The sequence below is a fragment of the uncultured Arthrobacter sp. genome (genome assembly GCF_947493765.1).
Lineage (GTDB): Bacteria > Actinomycetota > Actinomycetes > Actinomycetales > Micrococcaceae > Arthrobacter_D.
Window position 1 is genome coordinate 264465 of record NZ_CANLSZ010000002.1, and the last position, 24903, is coordinate 289367.

Below are 24903 nucleotides of genomic sequence, written 5' to 3' on the forward strand. Positions count from 1 at the left end.
GCATTCCTTCGGTTGGGCACGCTCGACGTCACGCCGACCAGACTTCCCGGCTCACCAGTTCGTCCACACTAGCCCCGCTCGGGCGCGGGCGCGACATCGATGACGTGGCGCGCTACAGGAGGGAGCTGAACAGTTCCGCCTTGGCCGTCGGTCCCGCGACGATGATCTCGTCGTCGTCGTAGAGGGTGGTCTGGGCCGTGGTGTAGTCCCACGTCCCGCCCTTGCGCCGGACGGCGACGACCGTCACGCCGTACTTGCCGCGCAGCCCGGTGGTGCCCAGCTCCCGGTCCCAGTACTCGCGGGGCGGGCGGGTCTTGACCATCGCGAAGTTGTCCTCGAACTCCACGTAGTCGAGCATGGTGCCGCGGACCAGGTGCGCCACACGCCGGCCCATGTCGTGCTCGGGCCGGATGACGTGCTCCACCCCGAGCTGCGACAGGATCTGCGCGTGCGGCTCGCTGATGGCTTTCGCCCAGACGGTGGAGCGATCGAACCGCAGGAGGATCGACGTCGTCAGGATGCTCGCCTCGAGGTCGCTGCCGATCCCCACCACCACACGGTCGAAATCCGGCAGGGAGAGCTGGCGCAGCGCCTCCTCCTTGGTGGCGTCGGCGCGCACCACGTGCGTCAGGCGACCGTTGAAGGACTGGACCACTTCCTCGTCGAGGTCTATCCCGAGGACCTCGGTTCCGGCCCCCTCGAGTTCGAGGGCGAGCGCGCCGCCGAAGCGCCCGAGGCCGATGACGGCGACGGAATCGGCCGCCGCGATGGCCTCGATGGGTTTGGAGGAGAAGAAGCGTTGCCTAGCCAATGAGGGGCCTTTCCTTGGGGTATTCGTACTGGAGGGGCCTGGACCGCAGCGCCAGGGCCGAGGCGAGGGTCACCGGGCCCAGCCTCCCGGCGAACATCACCAGGATGAGGATCACCTGGCCCACGGACGGGATGCCCGCGGTGATGCCGGTGGACAGTCCCACGGTGCCGAAGGCGGAGACCACCTCGAACAGGATCCGGTCCAGCCCGAAGTCGGTGATCAGCATCAGGACCATCGTGGCCGTGATGACCAGGCCACCGGCGAGCAGCACGATCGAGATGGCCTGCCGGTGCACGGAGCGCGGGAGTCGCTTGCCGAAGACGTTGACGGCGTTGCCTCCGCTGATCTCCGTGTAGAGGATGAAGAACAGCACACCGAAGGTGGTGATCTTCAGCCCCCCTGCGGTGCCGGCGGGACCACCCCCGATGAACATCAGCACGTCCATGGCCAGCAGGGTGACCGGGTGGAGCTGCCCGATGTCGACGCTGTTGAAGCCCGCGGTGCGCGTCATGGTGGACTGGAAGAATCCGGCGAGGACCCGCTCGCCGGGCGGCAGCGGCCCGAGGGTCGCCGGACTGGACCACTCCACCGCGGTGATGAAGACGGTGCCGAGGACCAGGAGCACGAGGGTCCCGCTCAGCACGAGCTTGGTGGTCATCAGCCACTTGCGCGGGTACCGGAAGTGGCGCCGCAGCTCGAACAGCACCGGGAAGCCGAGTCCTCCGAGGATGACGGCGCCGGCCACGGGCAGGCAGATCCACGGGTCGCCCACGAATCCCGTCAGGTTGTCGCTGAACAGGGCGAAGCCGGCGTTGTTGAACGCCGAGACGGCATGGAAGACGCCGAGCCACACGGACTCGGCCGGTGGACGGCCGTACCCGAGGTGGAAGCGGCCGGCGAGGAGTACCGCGGTCACGCCCTCCACCAGCAGGGTGGTCCTCAGGATCCCGACCAGGATGCTGCGCACGTCACCGATACCCGTGCTCTTCGTCTCCGCCGCCGTCGAGATCCGCGAGCGCAGGCCCATCCGACGGGCCAGCAGGACTCCGAGCAGCGAGGCGAAGGACATGATGCCGAAGCCGCCGATCTGGATCAGCGCCAGGATGGTCACCTGGCCCATACCGGTCCAGTACGCCGGGGTGTCGACGACGGTCAGGCCGGTGACGCAGACCGCGGACGTGGCGGTGAAGAGGGCCTCGAGGAAGCCCGCGCCTCCCGGGCCCACCCTGGAGGTGGGCAGCGTGAGCAGGAGGGTGCCCGCGAGGATGGCCGCTGCGAAGCCGAGCACGATCACCTGGGCCGGATGGCGCGGACTCAGATGTGCCGCCCAGGCACGGAGGATCCGGGCCAGGGCCTGGACCCTCGACGTCGCCGGCGTCCGGGCCGCCCGCGGGGTCTGACTGGTGAGCCTCACGGGGACGCGGAACCTCCGGTAGCGGGATGCGGCGAGCTGATCCTACGCCGCATCCCGCTCCCGCGGAAGGCGCTGCGGACCGGGCTGCACGGTCCGGGAACGCACCCCGCCGAGCGGGCCCGCCACGGCTCCCGGACGGCGTCAGGCGCGCAGGGCGCCCCGGGCGTCGGTGAGCGCGTGGATCTCCTGGTCCGGTGCGGTCATGGCGGGCGGGTAGGGCGCGCCGTCGCGGTTCAGCCAGAGGGTCCTCAGGCCGGCCCGCGCCGCGCCGTCGATGTCCCACGGGTGGACGGCGAGGAGCACGACGTCGCCCGGATCCCGGCCGAGCGATTCCAGTGCGTAGGCGTAGGACTCCGGCGCCGGTTTCCACCGCGGCGCATCCTGGACGGACAGGACGGTGCCCATCAGGTCACGGACTCCGGCGCGGTCGAGCAGGGCCTCCGCGGTCGCGGCCGCGCCGTTGGTCAGGGCGGCCATGTCGACGCCCCCTGCGGCCAGGTCACGGATGCCGTCGGCGACGTCGGCGTGGACGGGAAGGCCCTGCAGACCCGAGAAGACGTGCTCCACGGCCTCCTCGAGGTCCCGGTTGAGGGGCTGACCGGCCAGGACGGCCCGCAGTGTCCCCTCGGCCACGTCCCGGAAGGGGACATTCTGCCCGACGGCGGTCAAGGCGAACCCGTCCCGGAGCACCGCGGCGAACCACAGCCCGGCCAGCTGCGGCGGTGCGCCGAGTTCCTCGAAGTGCTGGGACATCACGCTCATGTCCGAGAGCGTCTCGTTGACGTCGAAGAGCACCAGGGGCGGCGCCATTACTGCCGGTACCCCTCCACCTGGCTGATGGGGCGCGCATCGGCGTCCGCGGGGTTCTCCCCGGCATCGGCCTTGGCGCGGCGCTGGCGCAGCAGATCCCAGCACTGGTCGAGGTCCTCCTCCAGCCGCTTCAGCCGCGCCGTGTGGTCCTGGCTCTCGGCGCCGGCCGCAGCGCCCTGGGGCTGGTCCCTGAGATCGTGCTCCTCCTGCACGAGCGCCTGGATCCGCTGCAGGATGTCCTCGTTGTTCATGTGCTGTCCCTTCGTCGCCGTGCCCGACCGATCGACCCGCTCCGGCCTCCGATCCGTTTCCCTCAGGCTACTGAGGTGTCGGGACGATGACCAGCGGCCCGTCCGGCCGTCGTCGGCGATGCTGATCCCCGCGAATTTGGCGCATCGCCCGGATGGCCTAAGCTGGTCAGGAGTCACAGGCCTGTGTAGCTCAGTCTGGTAGAGCATCCGCCTCACACGCGGAAGGCCCGGGGATCAAGGCCCCGCGCAGGCACATCGGAACGCCGGTGACGGCAGTACAGTGACGGTGATACAGGAGGGGCCCGCACCGGGACGACGGTGCGGGCCCCTCCTGCATCCGCATCCCGCCGAGGCCCACCTTGCACAGCGGCGCCCCGCACGCGAAGGATGGGGGCATGGACTTCACACCGAGCACAGCAATCGTCACCGGCTCCGACTCCGGCATCGGCCGGGCAACAGCACTCGCCCTCGCAGCGGCCGGCTGCGCGGTCGGTGTCACCTGGCACTCCGACCAGGAAGGCGCGGAGGAGACCGCGCGCCTCGTCCGCGAGAAGGGCGTCAAGGCGGCGGTGGCGCACCTGGACACCACGGACGCGCCGGCCTGCGGAGATGTGATCGACCAGCTCGCGGAGGAACTCGGCGGGGTGGACGTCTTCGTCAACAATGCCGGCATCAACGGCGGCACCATGTTCATGGAGACGGACTGGGATCTCTGGCGCGCCACGGTCGGCGCGAACCTCGACGGCGCGTTCGTCTGCATCCAGCGCGCGGCCCGGCACATGCTCGACGCCGGCAGGGGCGGGCGCATCATCGCGGTCACCAGTGTCCACCAGGCGCAGCCGCGTGTGGGATCGGCCGCCTACGACGCGTCCAAGCACGGCCTCGGCGGCCTCGTCAAGACCATCGCCCTGGAGCTCGGTGATCGCGGCATCACGGCGAACGCCGTACTCCCGGGCGAGATCAACACTCCGATGAACGATTCCGAGGACCAGGATCCGCGGAGCATCGACCGCCCCGGGGTGCCGGTGGGCCGGCCGGGATCGGCGGAGGAGGTGGCCGACGTCGTCGCCTTCCTCGCCTCCGGCGCCTCCAGCTACGTCAACGGCGCCTCGTTCGTCGTCGACGGCGGCATGCTCCTCATGGGGCCGCAGGCCGGCTCGCACCTCACGAGCGGCGACTGGCGCACGGTCTAGCGGCCGATCCCGCAGGAACGACGGGTCCCGGGGTCCGGGATCCGTCATTCCTGCGGTGTCGCCGAGCCGGAGCGCTACCGGACCACCGCTGAGCGCAGCAGGAGAAGGGTCATGACCGCGCTGACGGCGATGATCACGACGGCGGCGACCGCCAGCCACCACAGCCGGAAGCCGTCGAGCACCGACCCGGTGATCAACGGCAGGACCAGGGCGAGCAGGCCGAGGAGTCCGATCGCCAGACCTGCTCCGAGGAAGACCGGTCCGCGATTCCCGAAGCGTGCCCAGGACGCCCCGAACAGGGCTCCGATGGTCAGTGCGCCGAGGCTGCCGAGGAACACCGTGGGCAGCAGGATCAGCAGGTCACCGGTCCCGAGGTAGTAGACGTCGAAGATGTAGATGCCGGCGAACCAGTGATCGGTGGCCAGCTCCACCAGCAGGAGCACGGCGTAGATGACCGCGAGATACGCGGAGGTGACGGCGGCCCAGACCAGGGTCCCGCCCACGAAGGCCTTCCGCGTGGAGCCGAGCGTCAGGGCGAAGGGGAACGTGGTGGCGATCGACTGGACCCCCATGTAGACGAGGAATCCCAGCAGCCCGAAGGCCATGCCACCGTTGCTTCGTGCTCCGTCGATCCATTCCTCGGAGCCCGGGAGTCCCCCGGCACGCCAGATGATGAGGGCGATCAGGGCTGAGATGACGGCGATAAGCCCCACGATCTGCAGGGGGACCCCGAACGTCATGTTCTTCTTGGTCAGATGCAGCCGGGTGGCCGCCTGGATGCCGCTCATGCGCTGATTCCTTCCTTGCTGGAGTCCTGCAGGGAGTCCCCGGAGCCGTAGGCCACCGCGAGATCCTGCAGCGATGCGCCCTTGAGCTGGACGCCGAGGGTCGCCGCACGCGACCGGGCGTCGTCGTCGAGCCGGCCGGTGATGGTGGATGTGCGCAGACCGCCGATGGAATGGCTGCGGAGCACGGGGTAGTCCGCGCAGAACGCCTGGACGGCATCCGCGACGCCGCTGACGCACATCGCGAGACGGCGCGCCTCCTCGGCCTCCGCACGGAGGACCACGCGGCCGCGGTCCATGAGCACGACATGGTCGAAGAGGGAGTCCGATTCGTCGATGAGGTGCGTGGAGAGCAGGAGCGTGCGCGGGTGCCGCCCGAGATCGCGGAGCAGGAGATCGTGGAACAGCCCGCGGGCCGTCGCGTCGAGACCGAGATACGGCTCGTCCAGCAGGGTGACCGGCGCCCGGGAGGCGAGTCCGAGCACGATGGCGACGGCGGAGAGCTGGCCCCTGGAGAACTTCCTGATGGCCGGTTTCCGCGGCAGCCGGAAGCCCTCGACCAGTTCGGCGGCGAGTTCGCCGTCCCAGGAAGGCGCGAACTCGGGGGCGATGCTCAGGACGTGATGCAGGAAGTAGTCGTCGGGATACCGCTGGTTGTCGCGGACGAAGCTGATCCTGGACAGGACCGCCTCATTCTCGAACGGGTCCTCCCCGTCCACGAGCACCTGCCCGGTGGTGGGCCGGTCCTGCCCCGAGATCAGCGACATCACGGTGGTCTTGCCCGCACCGTTCCTGCCGAGCAGGCCGCAGATGGCGCCGTCCGGCACGGTCAGGGTGACATCCTCCAGCGCGTTGTCATTGCGGAAGCGCCGGGTGACGGACTGTAGTTCTATCGCCTGTGTCATGGGATGTATTCCTCCTTGATCATCTGCGCCAGCTCCGGGGGCTCGATACCGACGGCCCTGGCCTCCCTGATGAGCGGGTGGACGAACTGCTGCGGGAAGTCCGCCCTCCGCTGCTTGAGGAGCTGGCTCCGGGCGCCGGGCGCCACGAACATGCCCACGCCCCGCTTCTTGTAGAGCACGCCCTGCTCGACGAGCACATTGAGCGCTTTCCCGGCCGTGGCCGGATTCATGTGCAGGAAGGTCGCGAAGTCGTTCGACGACGGTACAGCGGCATCCTCGGCGTAGGTCCCGGCCACGATGTCGTCCGCGATCCGGGCAGCGAGCTGCTGATAGATGGGGCTGTCTCCGGTGAACATCGCACTCCCTTGGTTCATTACTACACTAGTTAACCTACGAGGTGCATGCTGTCCCGTCAAGGCCTCATCGGGCGCCGGGCGCCCGTCCGCGAGGTCGGCTCCTCTCCCCTGTAACGTGGCTCCGGTGAGAAACCGAGCCCCCGCCGTATCCCTCGCCCTCGCCGCCGCGCTCGCCCTGACGGCCTGCGGCTCCGACTACCCCCTCGGAGCCGAGCAGGAGGCGGCAGCGGAGAACGGTGACACGAGCCTGAAGGGCGCGATCACCGGTGCTGGGTCCTCGGCGCAGGGACCGGCCATGGACGCGTGGCGGGCCGGCTTCAGTACGCTGTACCCGCGCGCGCAGGTCCAGTACTCACCCGACGGCTCGGGGGCGGGCCGGGGCGCGCTGCTCGCCGGCGCGGTCTCCTTCGCCGGATCCGACGCCTATCTCAGCGACGAGGAACTCGCCGAGTCGCGGGAGGCCTGCGGTCCCGGCGGGGCCTTCAACATCCCTGCCTACGTCTCCCCCATCAGCGTTGCCTTCAATCTCCCCGGCATCACGGAGCTGAACCTCAATGCCGGTACGATCGCGCAGATCTTCCGCGGGGAGATCACGCGGTGGGACGATCCGGCGATCGCGGCGCAGAACGAGGTGGACCTCCCCGATCTGGCGATCTCCGCGGTGAGCCGCTCCGACGACTCCGGAACCACCGAGAACTTCACCGACTACCTGCACGCCGTGGTGCCCGAGATCTGGACCGAGGAGGCCGATGGGACCTGGCCCTCCGGTCTCGACAACGAGAACGCCAAGGGCAATGCGGGGGTGGTCAGCACGGTGGCCGGTACGGAGGGGGCCATCACCTATGCCGACGACTCGGCCGTCGGGGATCCCCTCGGGCGGGCCGCCCTGCGGGTCGGGGACGCGTACGTGCCGGTCAGCGCCGACGCCGCCGCAGCCGCCGTCGATCTCGCGGGCCGCGTCCCGGGCCGGGCGGACTACGACATAGCGCTGGACCTCGACCGGTCCACGCGCGAACCCGGCGTCTACCCGCTGGTCCTGGTGTCCTACCACGTCTACTGCGCACGCTACGAGAACGAGTCGACCGCCGACGTCGTCCGCACCTTCGGGACCTACGCGGTCAGCGCGGAGGGTCAGGCCGAAGCGGCGGAGGCGGCGAAGAGCTCCCCCATCTCCGCGGAGCTGTCCCGTCAGGCGACCGACGCCATCGCGACGATCGAGGTCGGCGACGTCCCGTAGGCCGGGAGGACGCAGGACAGGAGGCGGACCCCACGGGGATCCGCCTCCTGTCCTTCGCCTGCGCGTCAGTCGGCGCGCGGTCCACCCGAGTCCGGGTCGTTCGTCGAGGTGTCCGGCACCGCATCGTTCGCCGGCACCGCATCCCCCGTCTCCCCCGTGGGGGGCGCGTCGACCTCCCCGCGCCAGGCGCCGGTCTCTCCACCACTCTTCTCGATGAAGGACTTGAACCGCTTGAGGTCGCCCTTGACCTGGATCGCGTCCGCATTCACCACGGCACCGACCTTCTCGGTGAACGTCTCCGGGTGCCAGTCGATCTGCACCATGAGCCGCGTACTGCTCTCGTCGAGCCGGTGGAACGTCACCACGCCGGCGTGCGATTCCCCGTCGGTGCTCTTCCAGGCGATCCGCTGGTCGGGATGCTGCTCGGTGATCTCCGCGTCGAACTCGCGCTTCACCCCACCGATGCTCGTCACCCAGTGCGTCATGGTCTCGGAGGACTGCGTGATGGAGTCGACACCCCCCATGAACCGGGGGAAACTCTCGAACTGGGTCCACTGGTTGTAGGCCGTGGTGACCGGTACTGCCACGTCGATGGATTCCTGCACTGAAGCCACGAGGGTTCCTCCTTTTTCAAGACTCCGGCGCCGCCCATACCCCTCGTGCGGGGTTTCGGCACGACTGGACCGTAAGTCCCCTTAGCGTATTGATTCCGGTTGGATTTGGCCAACACCCGGGACTACGCTGAAAACGGTCCCCCGGCGTTTCCCGGCGTGAACACCACGCCGCCGGAGGAGGTCATTTCTCTAGCACTGGAGGATTCATGAAGGCTTCAAGCACCCTCACCGACAACATGCAGGCGGTCCTCGTGGACCTGGTCGAACTGCACCTGCAGGGCAAGCAGGCGCACTGGAACGTGGTCGGCAAGAACTTCCGCGATCTCCACCTGCAGCTCGACGAGATCATCGACGACGCCCGCACCTTCGCCGACGACATGGCGGAGCGCATGCGTGCGCTGCACGCCGTACCGGACGGCCGCAGCATCGCCGTGGCCGAGGGCACCAAGATCGAACCCTTCCCGGCCGGTCTCGTCTCCACCAAGGACACCGTGGGTCTCGTGGTCAGGATGCTGAACGCAGCGGTGAAGACCATGCGCGACGTCCACGACCAGATCGACGAGGAGGATCCCACCACGGCCGACCTGCTCCACGGCTTCATCGGGAAGCTCGAGCAGTACGCCTGGATGGTCGACGCCGAGAACATGGAACCGACCGCAGAGGTCGTCACGCCGGTCGGCACCGAAGAGGCCACCGTCTGAGCCACTGCATTATCTGCACTGACGCGTGACAGTCACGTAGGGAGGGGAGGTGCCCGTGGGCACCTCCCCTCCCCCTTTCGCGCTGCCTTCATCCCGGGTCCGCCGATGCCTGATTCACCCGGGACCCAAGGACTGGCAGGTAGGGAAACGCATCGGGATACCAGAGGCCTGGGACCCTGGTGCTGACATCAGGCGTCACTACGCTTTCCGTCATGGCTACCCCTCCTATAGCTCCGGGTACCGATGGTCCCGCGTCCGACGCCCTCCTCAAGATCGGGCAGTTCTTCACCCGATGGGACCAGAGCCCGGACCGTCGCGCGGTGTTCCGCTCGGGCGGACGCGCCGGTGACGCGTTCTACCGGAACCGGTGGAGTCACGACAAGGTGGTCCGTTCCACGCACGGGGTGAACTGCACCGGTTCGTGCTCATGGAAGGTCTACGTCAAGGACGGGATCATCACCTGGGAGGCGCAGGAGACCGACTACCCGTCGGTGGGTCCGGACCGCCCGGAGTACGAGCCCCGCGGCTGCCCCCGTGGCGCGGCCTTCTCCTGGTACACCTACTCGCCGACCCGCGTGCGCTACCCGTACGTACGCGGAGTGCTGCTGGGGATGTACCGCCAGGCCAAGGAAGAGGTGGGTGGGGATCCGGTGCTCGCCTGGCAGGCGGTGGTGAGCGACCCGGAGAAGCGCCGGGCATTCCAGTAGGCCCGTGGCAAGGGCGGACTGGTGCGCTCGAGCTGGCAGGAGGCCCTGGAGATGACGGCCGCCGCCCACGTGCACACGATCAAGACCTACGGACCCGACCGGTGCACCGGGTTCTCCCCCATCCCGGCCATGTCGATGGTCTCCCACGCGGCCGGCGCGCGGTTCATCAACCTCATCGGCGGGGTGATGAACAGCTTCTACGACTGGTACGCGGACCTGCCCGTTGCCAGTCCTCAGGTCTTCGGCGACCAGACGGACGTCCCGGAGTCCGGCGACTGGTGGGACGCCACCTACCTCATGATGTGGGGCTCCAACATCCCGGTGACCCGCACCCCTGACGCGCACTGGATGGTCGAGGCACGCTACCGGGGGACGAAAGTCGTCTCCGTCAGCCCCGACTACGCCGACAACACGAAGTTCGCCGACGAGTGGCTGCCGGCCCAGGCCGGCACGGACGCTGCCCTGGCCATGGCGATGGGTCATGTGATCCTCAAGGAGAACTTCGTGGACAGAAGGGTTCCCTTCTTCGAGGACTATGTGGTGCAGTACACCGACTTACCCTTCCTCGTCACCCTCGAGCAGCGACCGGACGGCACCGTGGTGCCCGACAAGTTCCTCACCGCCACGGATCTGGGCAACGCCGAGGCGGAAACTTCCGACGCGGCGTTCAAGACGGTGCTGATCGATCGGGATGCGGGTACCCCGGTGGTGCCCAACGGGTCGGTGGGGTTCCGCTACAACGAGGTAGACGAGGGGAAGTGGAACCTGGATCTGCAGGGCGTGCGTCCGGCTCTGTCGATCACCGACGCGGCATCGTACAGCGGGACCACGAGTACGGTGGAGCTGCCCGCCTTCACGGACGCCACGGGAGAGGGCTCGGTGGTGCACCGCGGAGTACCCGTCACGGAAGTTGCCGGACGCCAGGTCACGACGGTCTTCGACCTCATGCTCGCCCAGTACGGAGTGGGTAGAGCCGGATTGCCCGGACAGTGGGCCTCAGGGTACGACGACGTCGACACGCCCTACACGCCGGCCTGGCAGGAGGAGATCACCTCGGTCCCAGCTCAGGCAGTAGCCCGCATCGCCCGGGAATTCGCGACCAATGCAGAGAAGTCCAGAGGCCGGTCGATGATCATCCTGGGCGCCGGCATCTGCCAGTGGTACCACGGGGACGTCACCTACCGGGCCATCCTGGCGATGCTCATGCTCTGTGGTTGCCAAGGCCGCAACGGCGGCGGCTGGGCGCACTACGTCGGTCAGGAGAAGGTCCGCCCCATCACGGGCTGGGCAGCGATGGCGGCAGCCACCGATTGGACCCGTCCGCCGCGGTTCATGATCGGCACGGCCTTCTGGTACATGCACACCGACCAGTTCCGCTCCGACGGGTACTCCTCCGATTCCCTGCAGTCCCCGCTGGCCCAGGGTCATCTGGAGGGCATGCACACCGCCGATGTGGTCGCCAAGTCCACCCGGATGGGGTGGATGCCGTTCTTCCCGCAGTTCGACCAGAATTCGCTCGATGTGGCCGAGGCGGCCATCGCGGGTGTGGCCCGCGGCGAAGCTGCCGACGAGGCGCAGTGGGTCGCGGACCGGCTCAAGGCCGAGGACATGCGCTTCGCCGTGGAGGACGTCGACGCCCCGCAGAACTGGCCTCGCACCCTGATCCTGTGGCGTTCCAATCTGCTGGGTTCCTCGGCCAAGGGCGAGGAGTACTTCCTCAAGCATCTGCTGGGCACTCATCACAACGTCATGGGGGAGGACCACGCCGGGTCACGGCCGAAGGACGTGACCTGGCACGAGGAAGCCCCCGAGGGCAAACTCGACCTGCTCGTCTCGGCCGATTTCAGGATGACCAGCTCCACGCTGCTCTCCGACGTCGTGTTCCCGGCGGCGACCTGGTACGAGAAGCACGATCTCTCCTCGACCGACATGCACCCGTACGTGCACGCCTTCACCCCGGCGATCAGCCCGCCCTGGGAGGCCAAGACGGACTACGACCTGTTCCGGCTGCTGGCCGAGGAATTCTCCCGGCAGGCGAGCGCCCACCTGGGCGTGCGGAAGGACCTGGTGGCCACTGCACTCACCCACGACACCCCCGGCGAGCTCGCCCAACCCGGAGGCCACGCTCCGGACTGGAAGGGCACTGACATCCCGGCCGTCCCGGGGAGGAATCTGCCGGAGCTGAAGATCGTCGAACGGGACTACGCCGCGGTCGGGCAGAAGTTCTCGGCCGTCGGACCGCTGGCGGAGAAGCTTGGATTCACCACGAAACACATCACCTACGACGTCACCCACCAGATCCGCCAGCTCGCGCAGAAGCACGGCGTCTTCGACTCCGGCGCCGCGGCGGGCCGGCCCGCAGTGGACACCGACGCGCGGATGGCCGAGGCCATCCTGCTGTTCTCCGGCACCACCAATGGTGAGCTGGCCGTACAGGGATTCGAGACGCTCGAGCAGCGCACAGGAGTCCAGCTGGCCGATCTGGCCCGCGGATCCCAGGAGAAGCGGATCACCTTTGCCGACACCCAGGCCGCTCCCGTTCCCGTGATCACCTCCCCGGAGTGGTCGGGCTCGGAGACCGGAGGTCGGCGCTACGCCCCGTTCACCATCAACATCGAACGGCTCAAACCGTTCCACACCCTCACCGGGCGGATGCACTTCTTCCTCGACCACGACTGGATCAAGGACATGGGTGAGTCCCTGCCGATCTACCGCCCGCCCCTGGACATGCACCGCCTGTTCGGGGAGCCCCAGCTCGGGCAGCGCGGTGAGCTGTCGATCGCCGTGCGGTACCTGACCCCGCACAACAAGTGGTCGATCCATTCGGAGTACCAGGACAACCTGTTCATGCTCTCCCTCTCCCGCGGCGGCACCACGGTGTGGATGAGCCCCCAGGACGCCGCGCTGATCGAGGTCTCCGACAACGACTGGGTCGAGTGCCTCAACACCAACGGCGTTTACGTGGGACGGGCCATCGTCTCCCACCGCATGCCGGCCGGGGTGGTCTATGTTCATCACGCTCAGGAGCGCACCATCGACGTGCCGAAGTCCGAGACGACCGGCCGCCGGGGCGGGATCCACAACTCGGTCACCCGCATCCTCGTCAAACCGACCCACATGATCGGTGGCTACGCACAGCTGTCCTGGGCCTTCAACTATCTCGGGCCCACCGGCAACCAGCGCGACATCGTCTCCGTGGTCCGAAAGCGTTCCCAGGAGGTCCGGTACTGATGCGAGTCATGGCCCAGGTCGCGATGGTGATGGCGCTCGACAAGTGCATCGGGTGCCACACCTGTTCGGTGACGTGCAAGCAGGCGTGGACGAACCGCGCCGGCACGGAGTACGTGTGGTTCAACAACGTGGAGACCCGTCCGGGCCAGGGATATCCCCGCCGGTACGAGGACCAGGAGAAGTGGAAGGGCGGCTGGGAGCTCAATCGCCGCGGCAATCTCAAGCTCAAGGCAGGCGGGCGCTGGGCGAAGCTCTTCGGCCTGTTCGCGAGTCCCGTCCAGCCCGAGCTCAACGACTACTACGAGCCGTGGACCTACGACTACGAGAATCTGATCACCGCTCCGGCCGGCACCGACTTCCCGGTGGCCCGGCCCAAGTCCCTGATCACCGGTGAGGACATGAAGATCGAGTGGTCGGCCAACTGGGACGACAATCTCGGCGGTACGGCCCAGCTGGGCCATCTGGACCCGGTCGTGGAAAAGGTCCGACGGGAATCGGAGGACAAGATCACGTTCGAGTTCGAACAGACCTTCGCCTTCTACCTTCCCCGGATCTGCGAGCACTGCCTCAATCCCTCCTGCATGGCCTCCTGCCCCTCCGGCGCGATCTACAAGCGTGCGGAGGACGGGATCGTGCTGGTGGACCAGGACCGGTGCCGAGGCTGGCGCCAGTGCATCACCGGCTGCCCGTACAAGAAGATGTACTACAACCACAAATCCGGCAAAGCGGAGAAGTGCACCTTCTGCTACCCCCGCATCGAGGTGGGCATCCCCACCGTGTGCGCGGAGACGTGCGTGGGCCGGCTGCGCTACATCGGCATCGTCCTCTACGACGCCGACCGGGTCACCGAGGCCGCCGCGACCCCGGACGAGCAGGACCTCTACGAGGCCCAGCTGGACATCATGCTCGATCCCCATGACCCCGACGTAGTCGCCGCTGCTCGTGCCGAAGGCATCCCCGAGGACTGGCTCGACGCCGCACGCCGATCCCCCGTCCACATTCTCGCCAAGGAGCTGCGGGTGGCTCTGCCGCTGCACCCGGAGTACCGGACCATGCCCATGGTCTGGTACGTGCCGCCGCTGTCCCCGGTGGTGGACCTGCTCAAGGACCAGGGTCACGACGGCGAGGACGCCTCCACCCTGTTCGGGGCCATCGACGCCCTGCGCATCCCGGTCGAGTACCTCGCCGAGCTGTTCACGGCCGGGGACACCGGGACGATCCGTGAGGTACTCGGCAAACTGGCCGCCATGCGTTCGTACATGCGCGACATCGCCCTCGGCGAGGACCCGGACGAGGGGATCGCCGAGGCTGTCGGGATGACCGGTGCCGAGATCCGGAAGATGTACCGGCTCATGGCGATCGCCAAGTACGAGGAACGCTACGTCATCCCCTCCGCTCATCTGGAGGAGGCACACAACCTCGAGGAGATCGGCTGCTCCCTCGACGTCGACGGCGGGCCGGGCATGGGCCAGACCGGCGTGTTCGGCGAGGCCTCCGGCCGACCGATGCCCGTGGCGACGGAGAACTTCAACGCCCTGCAGGCACGGCAGCGCGGCGAGGATCCCACCGGCAACGAGGGCCTGGCCGGACGGGTCAACCTGCTCAACTGGGACGGCCGGGGCAACCCCCAGGGGTTGTTCCCGCCCGACAGCGGACCTAGGAACGGAACGAACTGATGGGTGTGCTGGAGAAGCTGCTCGGCAAAGCCGGACCGGGAACCGTCGATCCCGGCATATATACCGACACCGATCCCCGGCGCAGCGCCGTGATCCGCCAGGCCACCGCTCTGCTCCTCGGCTATCCGGACCACCAGCTTCTGACGATGCTGCCGACCCTTCGTGCTGCCCTCGAGGAGGTGCGAGCTCCGGTGGAGGAGATCGAGGAGCTCCTCGACTGGTTCACGGCCCGACCGCTGGAGCAGGTGCAGTCCGACTATGTCCAGGAGTTCGACCTCTCCCGCCGCCACAGCCTGCACCTGACGTACTGGACCGACGGCGACACCCGCCGTCGGGGGGAGGCCCTGGCGGCGTTCAAGGAGATCTATCGCTCCCACGGGGCAGATCCCGAGGAATCCGAGCTTCCGGACTATCTGCCGCTGGTGCTGGAGTTCGCCGCAAGGATCTCCCCGGAGGACGGCTACGAGCTGCTGCAGCGCTACCGCCCCTCCCTCGAACTGCTGCGGCTCGCGCTGCGTGACGATCATTTGCCGTACCGCGGCGCCGTCGCCCTCGTGTGCTCCACCCTTCCCGGGGTCTCCCCGGAGGACCGCGACGCCGTGATGCGGATGGCCGGTTACGGTCCGCCCACCGAGTCCGTCGGCCTGGATCCCTACGATCCCCGGTTACTGCCCGTCAGCCGAAGGAGCACTCCATGAACCGCGTTGCCCCGATCGTTCAGAACGCTGACACGGGCGTAGGTAGCATCCTGCTGTGGGGCGTGCTCCCCTACGTAGTGCTGGCCGTCGTGATCGGCGGCACCGTGTGGCGCTACAGGTACGACCAGTTCGGCTGGACCACCCGGTCCTCGCAGCTCTATGAATCCCGTATTCTGCGCATCGCCTCCCCGCTGTTCCATTTCGGGATCCTCGCGGTCCTGGCGGGGCACATCATGGGCCTGTTCATTCCCGCGTCCTGGACTGCCGCCGTGGGCATGACCGAGGGGATGTACCACTTCATGGCCCTGAGCATCGGGACGATCGCCGGGATCGGCACCCTCGTGGGGATCGTCCTGCTCGTCTGGCGCCGCCGCACCACCGGCCCCGTGTTCATGGCGACCACCAAGAACGACAAGTTCATGTACGTCATGCTCCTGGCGGCCCTGCTGACGGGACTGGCCACCACCGTCATCTCGGTGCTCGACCACTCGGTCGCGGACTACCGGCAGACAGTCTCCCCGTGGTTCCGCTCCATCTGGATCTTCCAGCCGGATGTCGCAGCCATGGCCGCCGCCGGGCCGTCCTTCAAGCTCCACGCGCTGTGGGCGATGGCCCTGTTCGCGATCTGGCCGTTCACCCGCCTCGTGCACGCGTTCACGGCACCCGTGCACTACCTCTTCCGTCCATACATCGTCTACCGCTCCCGCGACACCGGCTCCTCGTCGCATCACCACTCATCCGGCCACCGCGGCTGGGAACCTGTGGGCACCCAGGACCGGGCCCGCGGTGCCACGAGGGCACCTTCGCCCCGCAGGAGGGCCGGCCGACGTTGATGTCCCGTCTCATCCACCGACCGCACGAGGACGACCATGGCATCCACCTCCCGAGCGACATCTCCCGGCACTGACCCGGATCTCAGAGCCGGGCAGCTGCGCAACCTGGTCCTGGCCACGCTGGCGTCCACGGTCGGTTTCTGGGCCTGGACCATCGTGGGTCCGCTCTCCAGGCGCTACGCCCAGCAGATGGAGCTCGATGCCACCCAGACCGCCGTCCTGGTGGCGATGCCGATCCTCGTCGGCTCCGTCTTCCGTGTTCCCGTGGGAGCTCTGACCGACCGCTACGGGGGACGGGTGATGTTCACCGTCATCCTCGGCATGGCGGCCCCGCTGGTGCTGGCCACCGGATTGATCGGGCAGCTGAACAGCTTCGGGCTGCTCGTGGCTGCGGCGTTCTTCCTGGGTATCGCCGGCACGGTCTTCGCCATCGGCATCCCGTTCTGCTCCGCCTGGTACGAGTCCCACCGCAAGGGCTTCGCCACCGGTGTCTTCGGTGCCGGCATGATCGGCACCGCCGTCTCGGCGTTCCTCACTCCCCGCCTCGTGGCCGGAATCGGATATCTGGGTACGCACATCACCGTCGCCGTGATCGTCGCCCTCATGGCCCTGGTCAGCTGGCTGCTACTGCGCGACTCACCCGTGCATGCGGCCAAGACCCCCGAGCCGGTCCTGCCGAAGATCGGCCACGCCTTCACCCTGAAGGTGACCTGGCAGCTGTGCTTCCTCTACGGGGTGGTGTTCGGCGCGTTCGTGGCATTTTCGAACTATCTGCCGACCTATCTCGACAACGTGTATGGCTTCGACGCCACCGCCGCCGGTACCCGCACCGCGGGATTCGCCCTGGCCGCTGTCATCGCCCGCCCCGTCGGCGGGATCCTCGCTGACAGGATCGGACCCAGGACCGTCACCCTGGCGTCCCTGGGCGGCACTGCCGTGCTCGCGATGGTCGTGGCCCTCCAACCCGGGCAGGAACGCGTCTACGGGCCCGTCTTCCTCCTCATGGCACTCTTCCTCGGTCTGGGCACCGGTGGGGTCTTCGGCTGGGTAGGCCGGGCAGCCCCGGCCAGGAACGTCGGAACCATCGGCGGCATCATCGCGGCCGCCGGCGGTCTGGGCGGGTACTTCCCACCGCTGGTCATGGGTGCCACCTACAACACCGAGAACAGCAGCTACTTCGTCGGGCTGACACTACTGGCAGCATTCGCGGTTCTGTCCCTGCTGCTCTCCCTCACCGTGCGCAATGGTGGAAAGGTCGACGCGCGGGCCGATCCCTGATCTCGCGCGGTATCGCCGGAGCACCGACTGACCACCCCGGACACGCACTCGGACCGAGTCCGTGGTCCGCTCAGGTAGAAGCCGGCATGGGACCCATGCGCCGATGATGCTAGGTTTACCCGACATCGTGATCCCCGCTGTGGGGTAAGGGAGTCAGAATGGATGCACAACCGCGCCACGTGGTGGTCATGGGAATCTCGGGTTCCGGCAAGACCACCATCGCCACCCACCTGGCGGAGACACTCGGGTGGACGTTCGCCGAGGCGGACGAGTTCCACTCCGCGGAGAACATCGAGAAGATGACGTCCGGGACACCACTGACCGACGAGGACCGCTGGCCCTGGCTGGAGTCGATCCGCGCCTGGCTCACCGAGCAGGCGGAGGCCGGTACCAGTACCGTCATCACGTGTTCGGCCCTGCGGCGCGCCTACCGCGACGTCCTCGCGCAGGCGGCGGGCGAGGTCCGGTTCGTGCACCTGCTCGGCGACACGGATCTCATCCTCGACCGCATGAAGACCCGCAGCGGCCACTTCATGCCGCAGTCGCTCCTGCCGTCACAGCTCAGCACGCTCGAACCGCTGGAGTCCGACGAGCAGGGCATCAGGATCATGAACACCGGGACTCCCGACGAGGTGACCGCCGGCGTGATCGACCAGCTCGGCCTCGAGCATTCCGACCCCCTGCAGGAGGAGACGCCATGACCGTCGAAGGATGGACCCAGACCCTGACCGCCGGTCCGCTCCTGCTGATCGCCGCAGCGGCGATCCTCGTCCTGCTGTTCCTGATCATCACGCTCCGCCTCCACGCGTTCGTGGCCCTGATCCTCATCAGCCTCGCGACGGCCTTCGCCACGGGTATCCCGACGTCCCAGATCGTGACCGTCCTGGTGGGGAGCTTCGGTTCCACGCTGGGCGCCGTGGCACTCCTCGTGGGTCTCGGCGCCATGCTCGGCCGGCTCGTCGAGACCAGTGGCGGTGCCAAGGTCCTCGCCGACTACCTCATCAGGGTCTTCGGTGAGCAGAGGGCACCCCTGGCCCTGGGAGTCGCCTCACTGGTCTTCGGGTTCCCCATCTTCTTCGACGCCGGACTCGTGGTGATGCTGCCGATCGTCTTCTCGATCGCCCGTCGCCTCGGTGGTGGTGTGCTGCGGTACGGTCTGCCGGCCGCGGGGGCCTTCTCGGTCATGCACATCTTCGTCCCCCCGCATCCGGGACCGGTCGCCGCCTCCGAGTTCTTCGGGGCGAACGTGGGGATCGTCATCATGGTCGGCCTCGTCGCCGCCATCCCCACCTGGTACGTGACCTCCTACCTGTACGGCCTCTGGGTCGGCAAGAAGTACGTCCTGCCCGTCCCGGCACTCCTCGGGACGGCGGACGAGCATGCGGAGGCCAATCCTCCGAAATTCGGCACCGTGGTGGCCATCCTCCTGCTCCCCCTCGTGCTGATCTTCCTCAACACGGGGCTGAACACCGTGGCACGATCGGGCTCGGCCGACGAGGGTCTCGCCGACCAGACCTGGTTCCAGGTACTCAGGACCCTCGGTGAGACACCCGTGGCCCTGCTGATCTCCCTGCTCGTGGCCGCCTATGTCCTCGGCCGCCGGCGCGGAATGGACAAGACCGTCCTCGAGAGCACCCTGGAATCCGCCCTCGGGCCGATCGCCTCCGTGGTCCTCATCACCGGGGCGGGCGGCATGTTCGGCGGCGTGCTGCGCACCAGCGGAATCGGCGACGCCCTCGCGGATGTCCTCGGCGAGCTCGGCATCCCGCTGATCCTCGCGGGCTTCCTCATCGCCGCGATCCTGCGCATCGCCCAGGGCTCGGCGACCGTGGCACTGACCACCGCGGCCGGCCTCATCTCCCCCGCCATCCTCGCGGGCGACTACAACACGTTCCAGCTCGCGGCCCTCGTGGTCGCCGTCGCCGGCGGCTCGGTGGTGGCCAGCCACGTGAACGACTCCGGCTTCTGGCTCGTGGGGCGGTTCTTCGGCATGGACGTCAAGACCACGCTGAAGACGTGGACCGTCATGGAGACGACGATCGGCGTCATGGGCTTCGCCATCGCGGCGGCGGTCTTCGCCCTCGCCTCGGCGGGCTGACGGCCGCGGCTACAGCAGCGCGGCCAGGGAACGGCCCACGGTCCGTCCTGAGAAGATGCACCCACCCAGGAAGGTGCCCTCGAGGGCGTTGTACCCGTGGGCGCCTCCGCCCCCGAACCCCGCGGCCTCGCCCGCCGCGTACAGGCCCTGGATCGGCGTTCCCGCCGTATCGAAGGCCCTGTCGGTCAGATCGGTCTGGATGCCGCCCAGGCTCTTCCGGGTGATGATGTGCAGCTTCACCGCGATCAGCGGCCCCGCCGCCGGATCGAGGATCCTGTGGGGCTTCGCCGTCCTCGTGAGCCGATCGCCGAGGAACCTCCGCGAATTGTGGATGCTCATGACCTGGACGTCCTTGGAATAGGGGTTGTCCAGCTCGGCATCACGCTGGACGATCTGACGCTCGATCAGGTCGTGGTCCAGCAGCGCCGTGTCGGTGAGCCGGTTCATGCCCGCCACGAGTCCGCGAAGGGTGCTCGCGACCACGAAGTCCTCGCCTCGATCCTTGAACGCCTCGACGGGTGGTGGCGCACCGCGACCCAGCCTGCTGCGCAGCAGCAGCCTCAGGTCCCGGTCCGTGAGATCGGGATTCTGCTCCGAGCCCGAGAGCGCAAACTCCTTCTCGATCATCCTCTGCGTCAGGATGAACCAGGAGTGGTCGTACTCGACCAGGTCCGGGGTGGTGCGGAGGAGCTTCAGGGTCCCGATCGTGTCGTGCCCGGGCAGGCCGGGCACGGGCAGCCTCCGCCCCAGGGCGTCGAACCACATCGACGACGGACCCGGCAGGATCCGGATGCCGTGCTGCGGCCAGACAGGGTCCCAGTTCCGCACGCCCTCGGTGTAGTGCCACATGCGATCCCGATTGACCAGGCGGACACCGGCGTCGGCGACGATGTCGAGCATGCGTCCGTCCACGTGCCGCGGCACCCCGGTGATCATGGTCGACGGCGGCGTGCCCAGGCGTGGGGGCCACCACTTGCGGATCTGCTCGTGGTCCCCACCGATCCCTCCGCTGGCGATCACTACGGCCTGGGCCCGCAGCTCGAACGCGCCGACGGCGTCGCGGGTCGAGCTGACACCCCGGGCGGCGTCGTCCGGCGCCAGGACCGTCCCGTGGACCCCGGCGACCGTGGAGCCGTCCAGGACGAGGCCGTCGACGCGGTGACGGAAACAAAAGCCCAGTGAGCCCTCCTCCGCGGCCGCGCGGGCCCTGTCGGCGAACGGCTCGGAGATCCCGGTCCCGGTGCCCCACGGGACATGGAACCTGGGCACGGAGTTGCCGTGTCCCGCCGCCGAACCGCTACCCCGCTCGGCCCAGCCCACCAGCGGCGTGAACTTCACGCCCTGCTCCTCGAGCCAGGGGCGTTTGTCGCCGGCCGCGAACTCGACGTACGCGCGTCCCCACCGCTGCGCCCACTCGTCCTCGGGAAGCTCGCCCTCGAGGCGGTCCCAGCCCGCCGAGCCCTGCCAGTCCTGCCAGGCGAGGTCGAACGAGTCCTTCACGCCGAGCCGGCGCTGCATCGGGGTGTCGACCAGGAAGAGACCCCCGAAGGACCAGAATGCCTGGCCTCCGAGATTGCGGGCGTTCTCCTGCTCCACGACGAGGACCGTCCTGCCCGCCCGGATCAGCTCGTTGGCGGCGACGAGGCCGGCAAGCCCTGCTCCGACGATGATGACGTCAGCGTCCACGCCGTCTGCCGCCCTTCTGCCCGCTGCCCTGCTGTTTGTGGCTCTGCTGTCCACTGCCCTTTCGTCCACTGCCCTGCTGTCCACTGCCCTGCTGTCCCCCGCCCCGGCCGGTGGCGGCCTTCTTCGCCGCGGCCTTCTGCGCAGCGGTCCTCTTCGGGGCCTCCTGCCGGGAGGGTTGCCGTGAGCTCTGCGCCGTCCGTCCGCGGACGATGCCGATGAACTCCTCGACGTCGTCCGACTCGTCCTCCACCCGCCACGCGATGCCGATGGTGGTCACCGGCAGGCCCGGTACCGGGCGGTGCACCGCATCCTTGCGCGCATGCAGCCGGGCGAGGGACATCGGCAGGACCACAACCCCCGCGCCGGAGGCAGCCACCTCCACGGCGTTCCCCGGTCCGCCGCACGCGCCGACGTCGAGCAGGGTCTGCGCCCCGAGTTCCTCGGGCGGCACCTCGTCGAGGAGCGAGAGCTCGTTCTCCCGCGACATCACCACCACGGGCTGTTCCTCGTAGAGGGGGATCAGGTGCAACCCGGCGCGCTCCACCGGCAGGCGGACGAACACGACGTCGTCGGATCCGTTCCGCAGGCCCTCCAGGGCGGCGTCGGCGTCGTGCTCGTGGAGCTCCAGGGGCACGCTGGGGTGCCGCTCACGCCACCTCGACGCCCACTTGCCCGGCGTCACGCCCGGCACGAAGCCGACGGAGAGGACGCGGGGCTGGTCGGCGGGCACCTGATCACAGTAGCGCCTGGGCTCGACCGTTAAGCTGGGTCCATGACTCCCGCGAAAGCCACCCAGACCCTCAAACCCGCCACGGCGGCCAAGAAGCTGGGGATCTACCTGCCCGCCGCCCCCCAGGCCTTCCAGGAGAGTGGACCGACGCGCGCGGAGTTCGACGAACTCCAGCAGAGCCCGCCGGAATGGCTCGCGGAGCTGCGCCGCACTGGCCCGCACCCGCGCCCCGTGGTGGCGCAGAAGCTCGGTATCTCCATCAGCGGCCTGGCCCGCGGTGGACTGACGGATCCCCTGACGACCGAGCAGATCACCGCCCTCCTGCAGGATCCGCCGGCCTGGCTGGTCAGCGAGCGCGCCACGCAGGCGGCCGTCCGCAGCGAGGCGGCGAGGGTCAAGGAGCGCGATGCCGCGCGCAGGGCTGCCGACACCTGAGAAGCACCGTGGACGCGGTTCGTCCGGACCGGACACACCGATTGACTTAATAGAACACGTCTTCGAATATTAGGGGGTGACGCCTCCAGCTGCCGGTCCCGAGTGGGACGATCCCCCCACCGAGGGCGCGCCACGACCCGCGGCGTCCGGGACGGCCCGCGAGCTCCAGGCCCGGATCAACAGCATGCAGGCCAGCACGCTGGCCTCGCGGTGCATGCCCACGGTTCCCGCACTCGCCCGGATCCTGCCCGGCGGCGGCCTCCAGTCCGGAAGCTCGTACGCGGTGCGGAATTCCGCCACCCTGGCCATGGCGCTGCTCGCCGGCCCGTCGGCAACGGGCGCCTGGTGCTGCGTCATCGGCGTACCGGACTTCAGCGCCGAAGCGGCACAGGGCTTCGGCATCAACCTCGAGCGGCTCATCCTGATCCCCGACCCCGGAAGCCAGTGGCTCTCCGTCACGGCAGCCCTCGTGGACGTGGTCTCGATCGTGCTGGTCCGCACCCCGGAACACCTCGCACCCACCGAGTGGGCCCGTCTGAAGGCGCGCCTGCGCCAGCGCGGCGCGGCGCTGATCACCCTCGGCTCCTGGAAGCAGAGCGATTCGACGCTCGGTGTGGCCGAGAGCGCCTGGGAGGGCCTCGGGGCCGGCTCCGGCCACCTCCGGAAACGCCGCATGAAGATCACCGCCACGCAACCCTCCGGACGGCTCCGCCACGCCTATGTGGGACTGGCCGAGCTGCAGGGCACCGCGGACGGAACCGTGCTCCCCGGAGCCCCCTCCCTCGGCGACGGCGATCCCGCCGGTTCCCTGTTCGAACCCCGGCTGATGAAGTCCTCGTGAGATCCACCCTGCCCGCAGCGCCCACCGCCACCCGGACCCTGATGTTCTGGTGCCCGGACTGGCCCGTGACGGCAGCACTGCGCGAACACGCGCTGCCCGCGGACACCGCACTCGTCCTCGTGGATCGGGGGGAGGTCTTCGCGTGCTCCCCCGCCGCGCGCCAGGACGGCGTGCGGCGGGGACTGCGGATCAGGGAGGCCCAGGCCCGCAGCACCGGACTCGTGTCCCTCGCGTACGATGCCTCCCTCGACGAACGCGCCTTCGAACCCGTGACCGCGGCGGTCGAGACCATCATGCCCGGCGTGCAGGTGATCCGTCCCGGGCTGTGCGCCATCAGGGTCAAGGGACCCGCGCGGTACTACGGCAGCGAGGAGAAGACCGCCGGCGTCGTCGTCGACACCCTTGCCGCCATCGGCCTCACCGATGTGCGGATCGGCGTCGCCGACGGGCCGTTCGCCGCCGAGCAGGCAGCCCGGGCCACCGACCAGCTCGACGACGACGCCGCGCCGGTCGTCGTCATCCCGCCCGGTGGCTCGCCCTGGTTCCTCAGCAGCTACCCCCTGGAGGTCCTGGAGCAGCCGAAGCTCACGGTGCTGCTCAAACGGCTCGGCATCCGGTCCCTCGGCGACTTCGCCGCCCTCAGGGCCTCCGACGTCCGGAACCGCTTCGGCCTCGAGGGCGCCGTGGCCCACCGTCAGGCCGGCGGGCTCGACCACCACGACGTCGTGGCCCGCACGCCCCCGCCCCAGCTCGACGCCGTCGCCGATTTCGAGCCGCCGCTGGCCCGTATCGACCAGCTCGCATTCACCATGCGCACCAAGGCTGCTGCCTTCATCGACACCCTGCGCGGGGCCGGCCTGGTCTGCACGGCCCTGCACGTGTCCCTGCACACGGAGTCGGGCGAGGTCTCCGCGCGCCGCTGGCAGCACCCGCGCTGGTTCGACGCCGACGACGTCGTGGACCGCGTGCGCTGGCAACTGCAGGGGGCCAATGCGTCCGACCACGGCCTGACCTCCGGCATCACCCGGGTGCACCTGGTGCCCGACGTCGTCGAGGACCTCGGCGATCACGCCGACGGCCTGTGGGGCACGGGACCGGACGAGAGCATCCACCACGGCCTGGCCCGGGTGCAGAGCATGCTGGGCCACAGCGCCGTGCTCACCGCCGTCATCGCCGGGGGCCGGCTCCTGGCGGATCGCCGCGTCCTCATCCCCTGGGGGGACGTACCGGCGGGATCGCAGTCCCCGGGACCACCCGCCAGGGAGCGGGACCAGCCCTGGCCCGGCAGGCTGCCGGGCCCGGCTCCGGCCACCGTGTTCGCCGACCCCAGGCCCGCCGTCGTCGTCGATGCGCGCGGCAATCCGGTGGACGTGGATCCCCGCGGTCTCCTGAGCGCCGATCCCGCCTTCTTCAGCGCCGGGTCCGACGGCGGACAGCGGCCCGTGCACTCCTGGGCCGGGCCGTGGCCCATCAGTGAACGGTGGTGGGATCCGAAGGGACGGGCGCTCCACCGCTTCCAGCTGGTGGATCAGTCGGGATCCGCCTGGCTGCTGCTGCTCGAGGACCACGCCTGGTGGGTGGAGGCGAGCTACGACTGACCGGGGTGCCGGCAG

At 68.8% G+C, this 24903-nt stretch carries 22 protein-coding genes, 1 tRNA gene and 1 pseudogene; 14 read left to right on the top strand and 10 right to left on the bottom strand.

The annotated features are described in order from the left end of the window. Positions 1 to 112 precede the first annotated feature (112 nt). The 4 genes from Q0747_RS04195 to Q0747_RS04210 form a co-directional block, all read right to left on the bottom strand. Positions 113 to 811 carry a TrkA family potassium uptake protein gene (locus Q0747_RS04195; protein ID WP_222861825.1) on the bottom strand — a complete coding sequence of 233 codons (699 nt, stop codon included), beginning with the start codon at positions 809 to 811 and terminating at the stop codon, positions 113 to 115. After that, the gene (locus tag Q0747_RS04200) at positions 804 to 2129 is read right to left on the bottom strand and encodes a TrkH family potassium uptake protein (RefSeq protein WP_298252277.1); all 1326 of its coding nucleotides are present in this window, start codon (positions 2127 to 2129) and stop codon (positions 804 to 806) included. The genes Q0747_RS04195 and Q0747_RS04200 overlap by 8 nt, the downstream gene beginning before the upstream one ends. A gap of 237 nt (positions 2130 to 2366) precedes the next feature. Next, positions 2367 to 3035 (bottom strand): haloacid dehalogenase type II, encoded by a 669-nt coding sequence (locus Q0747_RS04205; protein WP_298252003.1) that lies wholly within the window; start codon positions 3033 to 3035, stop codon positions 2367 to 2369. Next, complete coding sequence (locus Q0747_RS04210; protein ID WP_298252004.1) at positions 3035 to 3286, bottom strand: DUF2630 family protein; 252 nt, start codon at positions 3284 to 3286, stop codon at positions 3035 to 3037. The genes Q0747_RS04205 and Q0747_RS04210 overlap by 1 nt, the downstream gene beginning before the upstream one ends. 179 nt (positions 3287 to 3465) lie before the next feature. Here Q0747_RS04210 and Q0747_RS04215 point away from each other — a divergent pair. Together Q0747_RS04215 and Q0747_RS04220 are read left to right on the top strand one after the other, a co-directional pair. Further along, a tRNA-Val gene (locus Q0747_RS04215) sits at positions 3466 to 3539 on the top strand. Positions 3540 to 3681: 142 nt separating this feature from the next. Next, positions 3682 to 4479 (top strand): SDR family oxidoreductase, encoded by a 798-nt coding sequence (locus Q0747_RS04220; RefSeq protein ID WP_298252005.1) that lies wholly within the window; start codon positions 3682 to 3684, stop codon positions 4477 to 4479. 74 nt (positions 4480 to 4553) lie between these two features. Here Q0747_RS04220 and Q0747_RS04225 read toward each other — a convergent pair whose 3' ends face one another. The 3 genes from Q0747_RS04225 to Q0747_RS04235 are packed head-to-tail and all read right to left on the bottom strand — an operon-like array spanning position 4554 to position 6525. Further along, a complete protein-coding gene (locus Q0747_RS04225; RefSeq protein WP_298252006.1) occupies positions 4554 to 5267 on the bottom strand; it encodes a hypothetical protein in 714 nt (237 codons plus the stop codon). Further along, a complete protein-coding gene (locus Q0747_RS04230) occupies positions 5264 to 6169 on the bottom strand; it encodes an ABC transporter ATP-binding protein (RefSeq protein WP_298252007.1) in 906 nt (301 codons plus the stop codon). Before Q0747_RS04230 ends, Q0747_RS04225 begins: the two co-directional genes overlap by 4 nt. Then, positions 6166 to 6525 (bottom strand): GntR family transcriptional regulator, encoded by a 360-nt coding sequence (locus Q0747_RS04235; RefSeq protein WP_298252008.1) that lies wholly within the window; start codon positions 6523 to 6525, stop codon positions 6166 to 6168. The genes Q0747_RS04230 and Q0747_RS04235 overlap by 4 nt, the downstream gene beginning before the upstream one ends. A 124-nt stretch (positions 6526 to 6649) precedes the next feature. Here Q0747_RS04235 and pstS point away from each other — a divergent pair, with 124 nt between their 5' ends. Further along, on the top strand, positions 6650 to 7762 hold the full coding sequence (gene pstS / locus Q0747_RS04240; RefSeq protein WP_298252009.1) for a phosphate ABC transporter substrate-binding protein PstS: 1113 nt from the start codon (positions 6650 to 6652) through the stop codon (positions 7760 to 7762). Between the two features lie 65 nt (positions 7763 to 7827). Here pstS and Q0747_RS04245 read toward each other — a convergent pair whose 3' ends face one another. Then, positions 7828 to 8376 (bottom strand): SRPBCC family protein, encoded by a 549-nt coding sequence (locus tag Q0747_RS04245; protein WP_148599862.1) that lies wholly within the window; start codon positions 8374 to 8376, stop codon positions 7828 to 7830. Between the two features lie 206 nt (positions 8377 to 8582). Here Q0747_RS04245 and Q0747_RS04250 point away from each other — a divergent pair, with 206 nt between their 5' ends. From Q0747_RS04250 to Q0747_RS04285, 8 genes and pseudogenes are all read left to right on the top strand, one after another. Next, positions 8583 to 9077, top strand: a complete 495-nt coding sequence (locus Q0747_RS04250; RefSeq protein WP_148599861.1) for a Dps family protein — start codon at positions 8583 to 8585, stop codon at positions 9075 to 9077. A gap of 212 nt (positions 9078 to 9289) precedes the next feature. Further along, positions 9290 to 13015 (top strand): annotated as a pseudogene (locus Q0747_RS04255) (nitrate reductase subunit alpha). Next, entirely contained in the window at positions 13015 to 14691 is a 1677-nt protein-coding gene (gene narH / locus Q0747_RS04260) for a nitrate reductase subunit beta (RefSeq protein ID WP_298252010.1), read from the top strand. The pseudogene Q0747_RS04255 and the gene narH overlap by 1 nt, the downstream one beginning before the upstream one ends. After that, on the top strand, positions 14691 to 15389 hold the full coding sequence (gene narJ, locus Q0747_RS04265) for a nitrate reductase molybdenum cofactor assembly chaperone (RefSeq protein ID WP_298252011.1): 699 nt from the start codon (positions 14691 to 14693) through the stop codon (positions 15387 to 15389). Before narH ends, narJ begins: the two co-directional genes overlap by 1 nt. Then, positions 15386 to 16222 (top strand): respiratory nitrate reductase subunit gamma, encoded by an 837-nt coding sequence (narI, locus tag Q0747_RS04270; RefSeq protein WP_298252012.1) that lies wholly within the window; start codon positions 15386 to 15388, stop codon positions 16220 to 16222. The genes narJ and narI overlap by 4 nt, the downstream gene beginning before the upstream one ends. 36 nt (positions 16223 to 16258) lie before the next feature. Then, on the top strand, positions 16259 to 17500 hold the full coding sequence (locus tag Q0747_RS04275) for an MFS transporter (RefSeq protein WP_298252013.1): 1242 nt from the start codon (positions 16259 to 16261) through the stop codon (positions 17498 to 17500). Positions 17501 to 17658: 158 nt separating this feature from the next. Beyond that, the gene (locus tag Q0747_RS04280) at positions 17659 to 18201 is read left to right on the top strand and encodes a gluconokinase (RefSeq protein WP_187393241.1); all 543 of its coding nucleotides are present in this window, start codon (positions 17659 to 17661) and stop codon (positions 18199 to 18201) included. Next, positions 18198 to 19598: a GntP family permease gene (locus Q0747_RS04285; protein ID WP_298252014.1), complete on the top strand. Its 1401-nt coding sequence runs from the start codon at positions 18198 to 18200 to the stop codon at positions 19596 to 19598. Before Q0747_RS04280 ends, Q0747_RS04285 begins: the two co-directional genes overlap by 4 nt. Positions 19599 to 19607: 9 nt before the next feature. On the opposite strand, the gene Q0747_RS04290 is transcribed toward Q0747_RS04285, so the two are convergent. Together Q0747_RS04290 and Q0747_RS04295 are read right to left on the bottom strand one after the other, a co-directional pair. Beyond that, positions 19608 to 21284: an FAD-binding dehydrogenase gene (locus Q0747_RS04290; protein WP_298252015.1), complete on the bottom strand. Its 1677-nt coding sequence runs from the start codon at positions 21282 to 21284 to the stop codon at positions 19608 to 19610. Beyond that, positions 21274 to 22014, bottom strand: coding sequence for a LysR family transcriptional regulator substrate-binding protein (locus Q0747_RS04295; RefSeq protein WP_298252016.1), 741 nt, complete (start codon positions 22012 to 22014; stop codon positions 21274 to 21276). Before Q0747_RS04295 ends, Q0747_RS04290 begins: the two co-directional genes overlap by 11 nt. Before the next feature lie 42 nt (positions 22015 to 22056). On the opposite strand from Q0747_RS04295, the gene Q0747_RS04300 reads away from it, so the two are divergent. From Q0747_RS04300 to Q0747_RS04310, 3 genes are all read left to right on the top strand, one after another. Further along, entirely contained in the window at positions 22057 to 22449 is a 393-nt protein-coding gene (locus Q0747_RS04300) for a DUF5997 family protein (RefSeq protein ID WP_148599857.1), read from the top strand. Between the two features lie 76 nt (positions 22450 to 22525). Beyond that, entirely contained in the window at positions 22526 to 23290 is a 765-nt protein-coding gene (locus tag Q0747_RS04305; protein WP_298252017.1) for a hypothetical protein, read from the top strand. Then, on the top strand, positions 23287 to 24888 hold the full coding sequence (locus Q0747_RS04310) for a DNA polymerase Y family protein (protein ID WP_367277659.1): 1602 nt from the start codon (positions 23287 to 23289) through the stop codon (positions 24886 to 24888). Before Q0747_RS04305 ends, Q0747_RS04310 begins: the two co-directional genes overlap by 4 nt. Positions 24889 to 24903 lie beyond the last annotated feature (15 nt).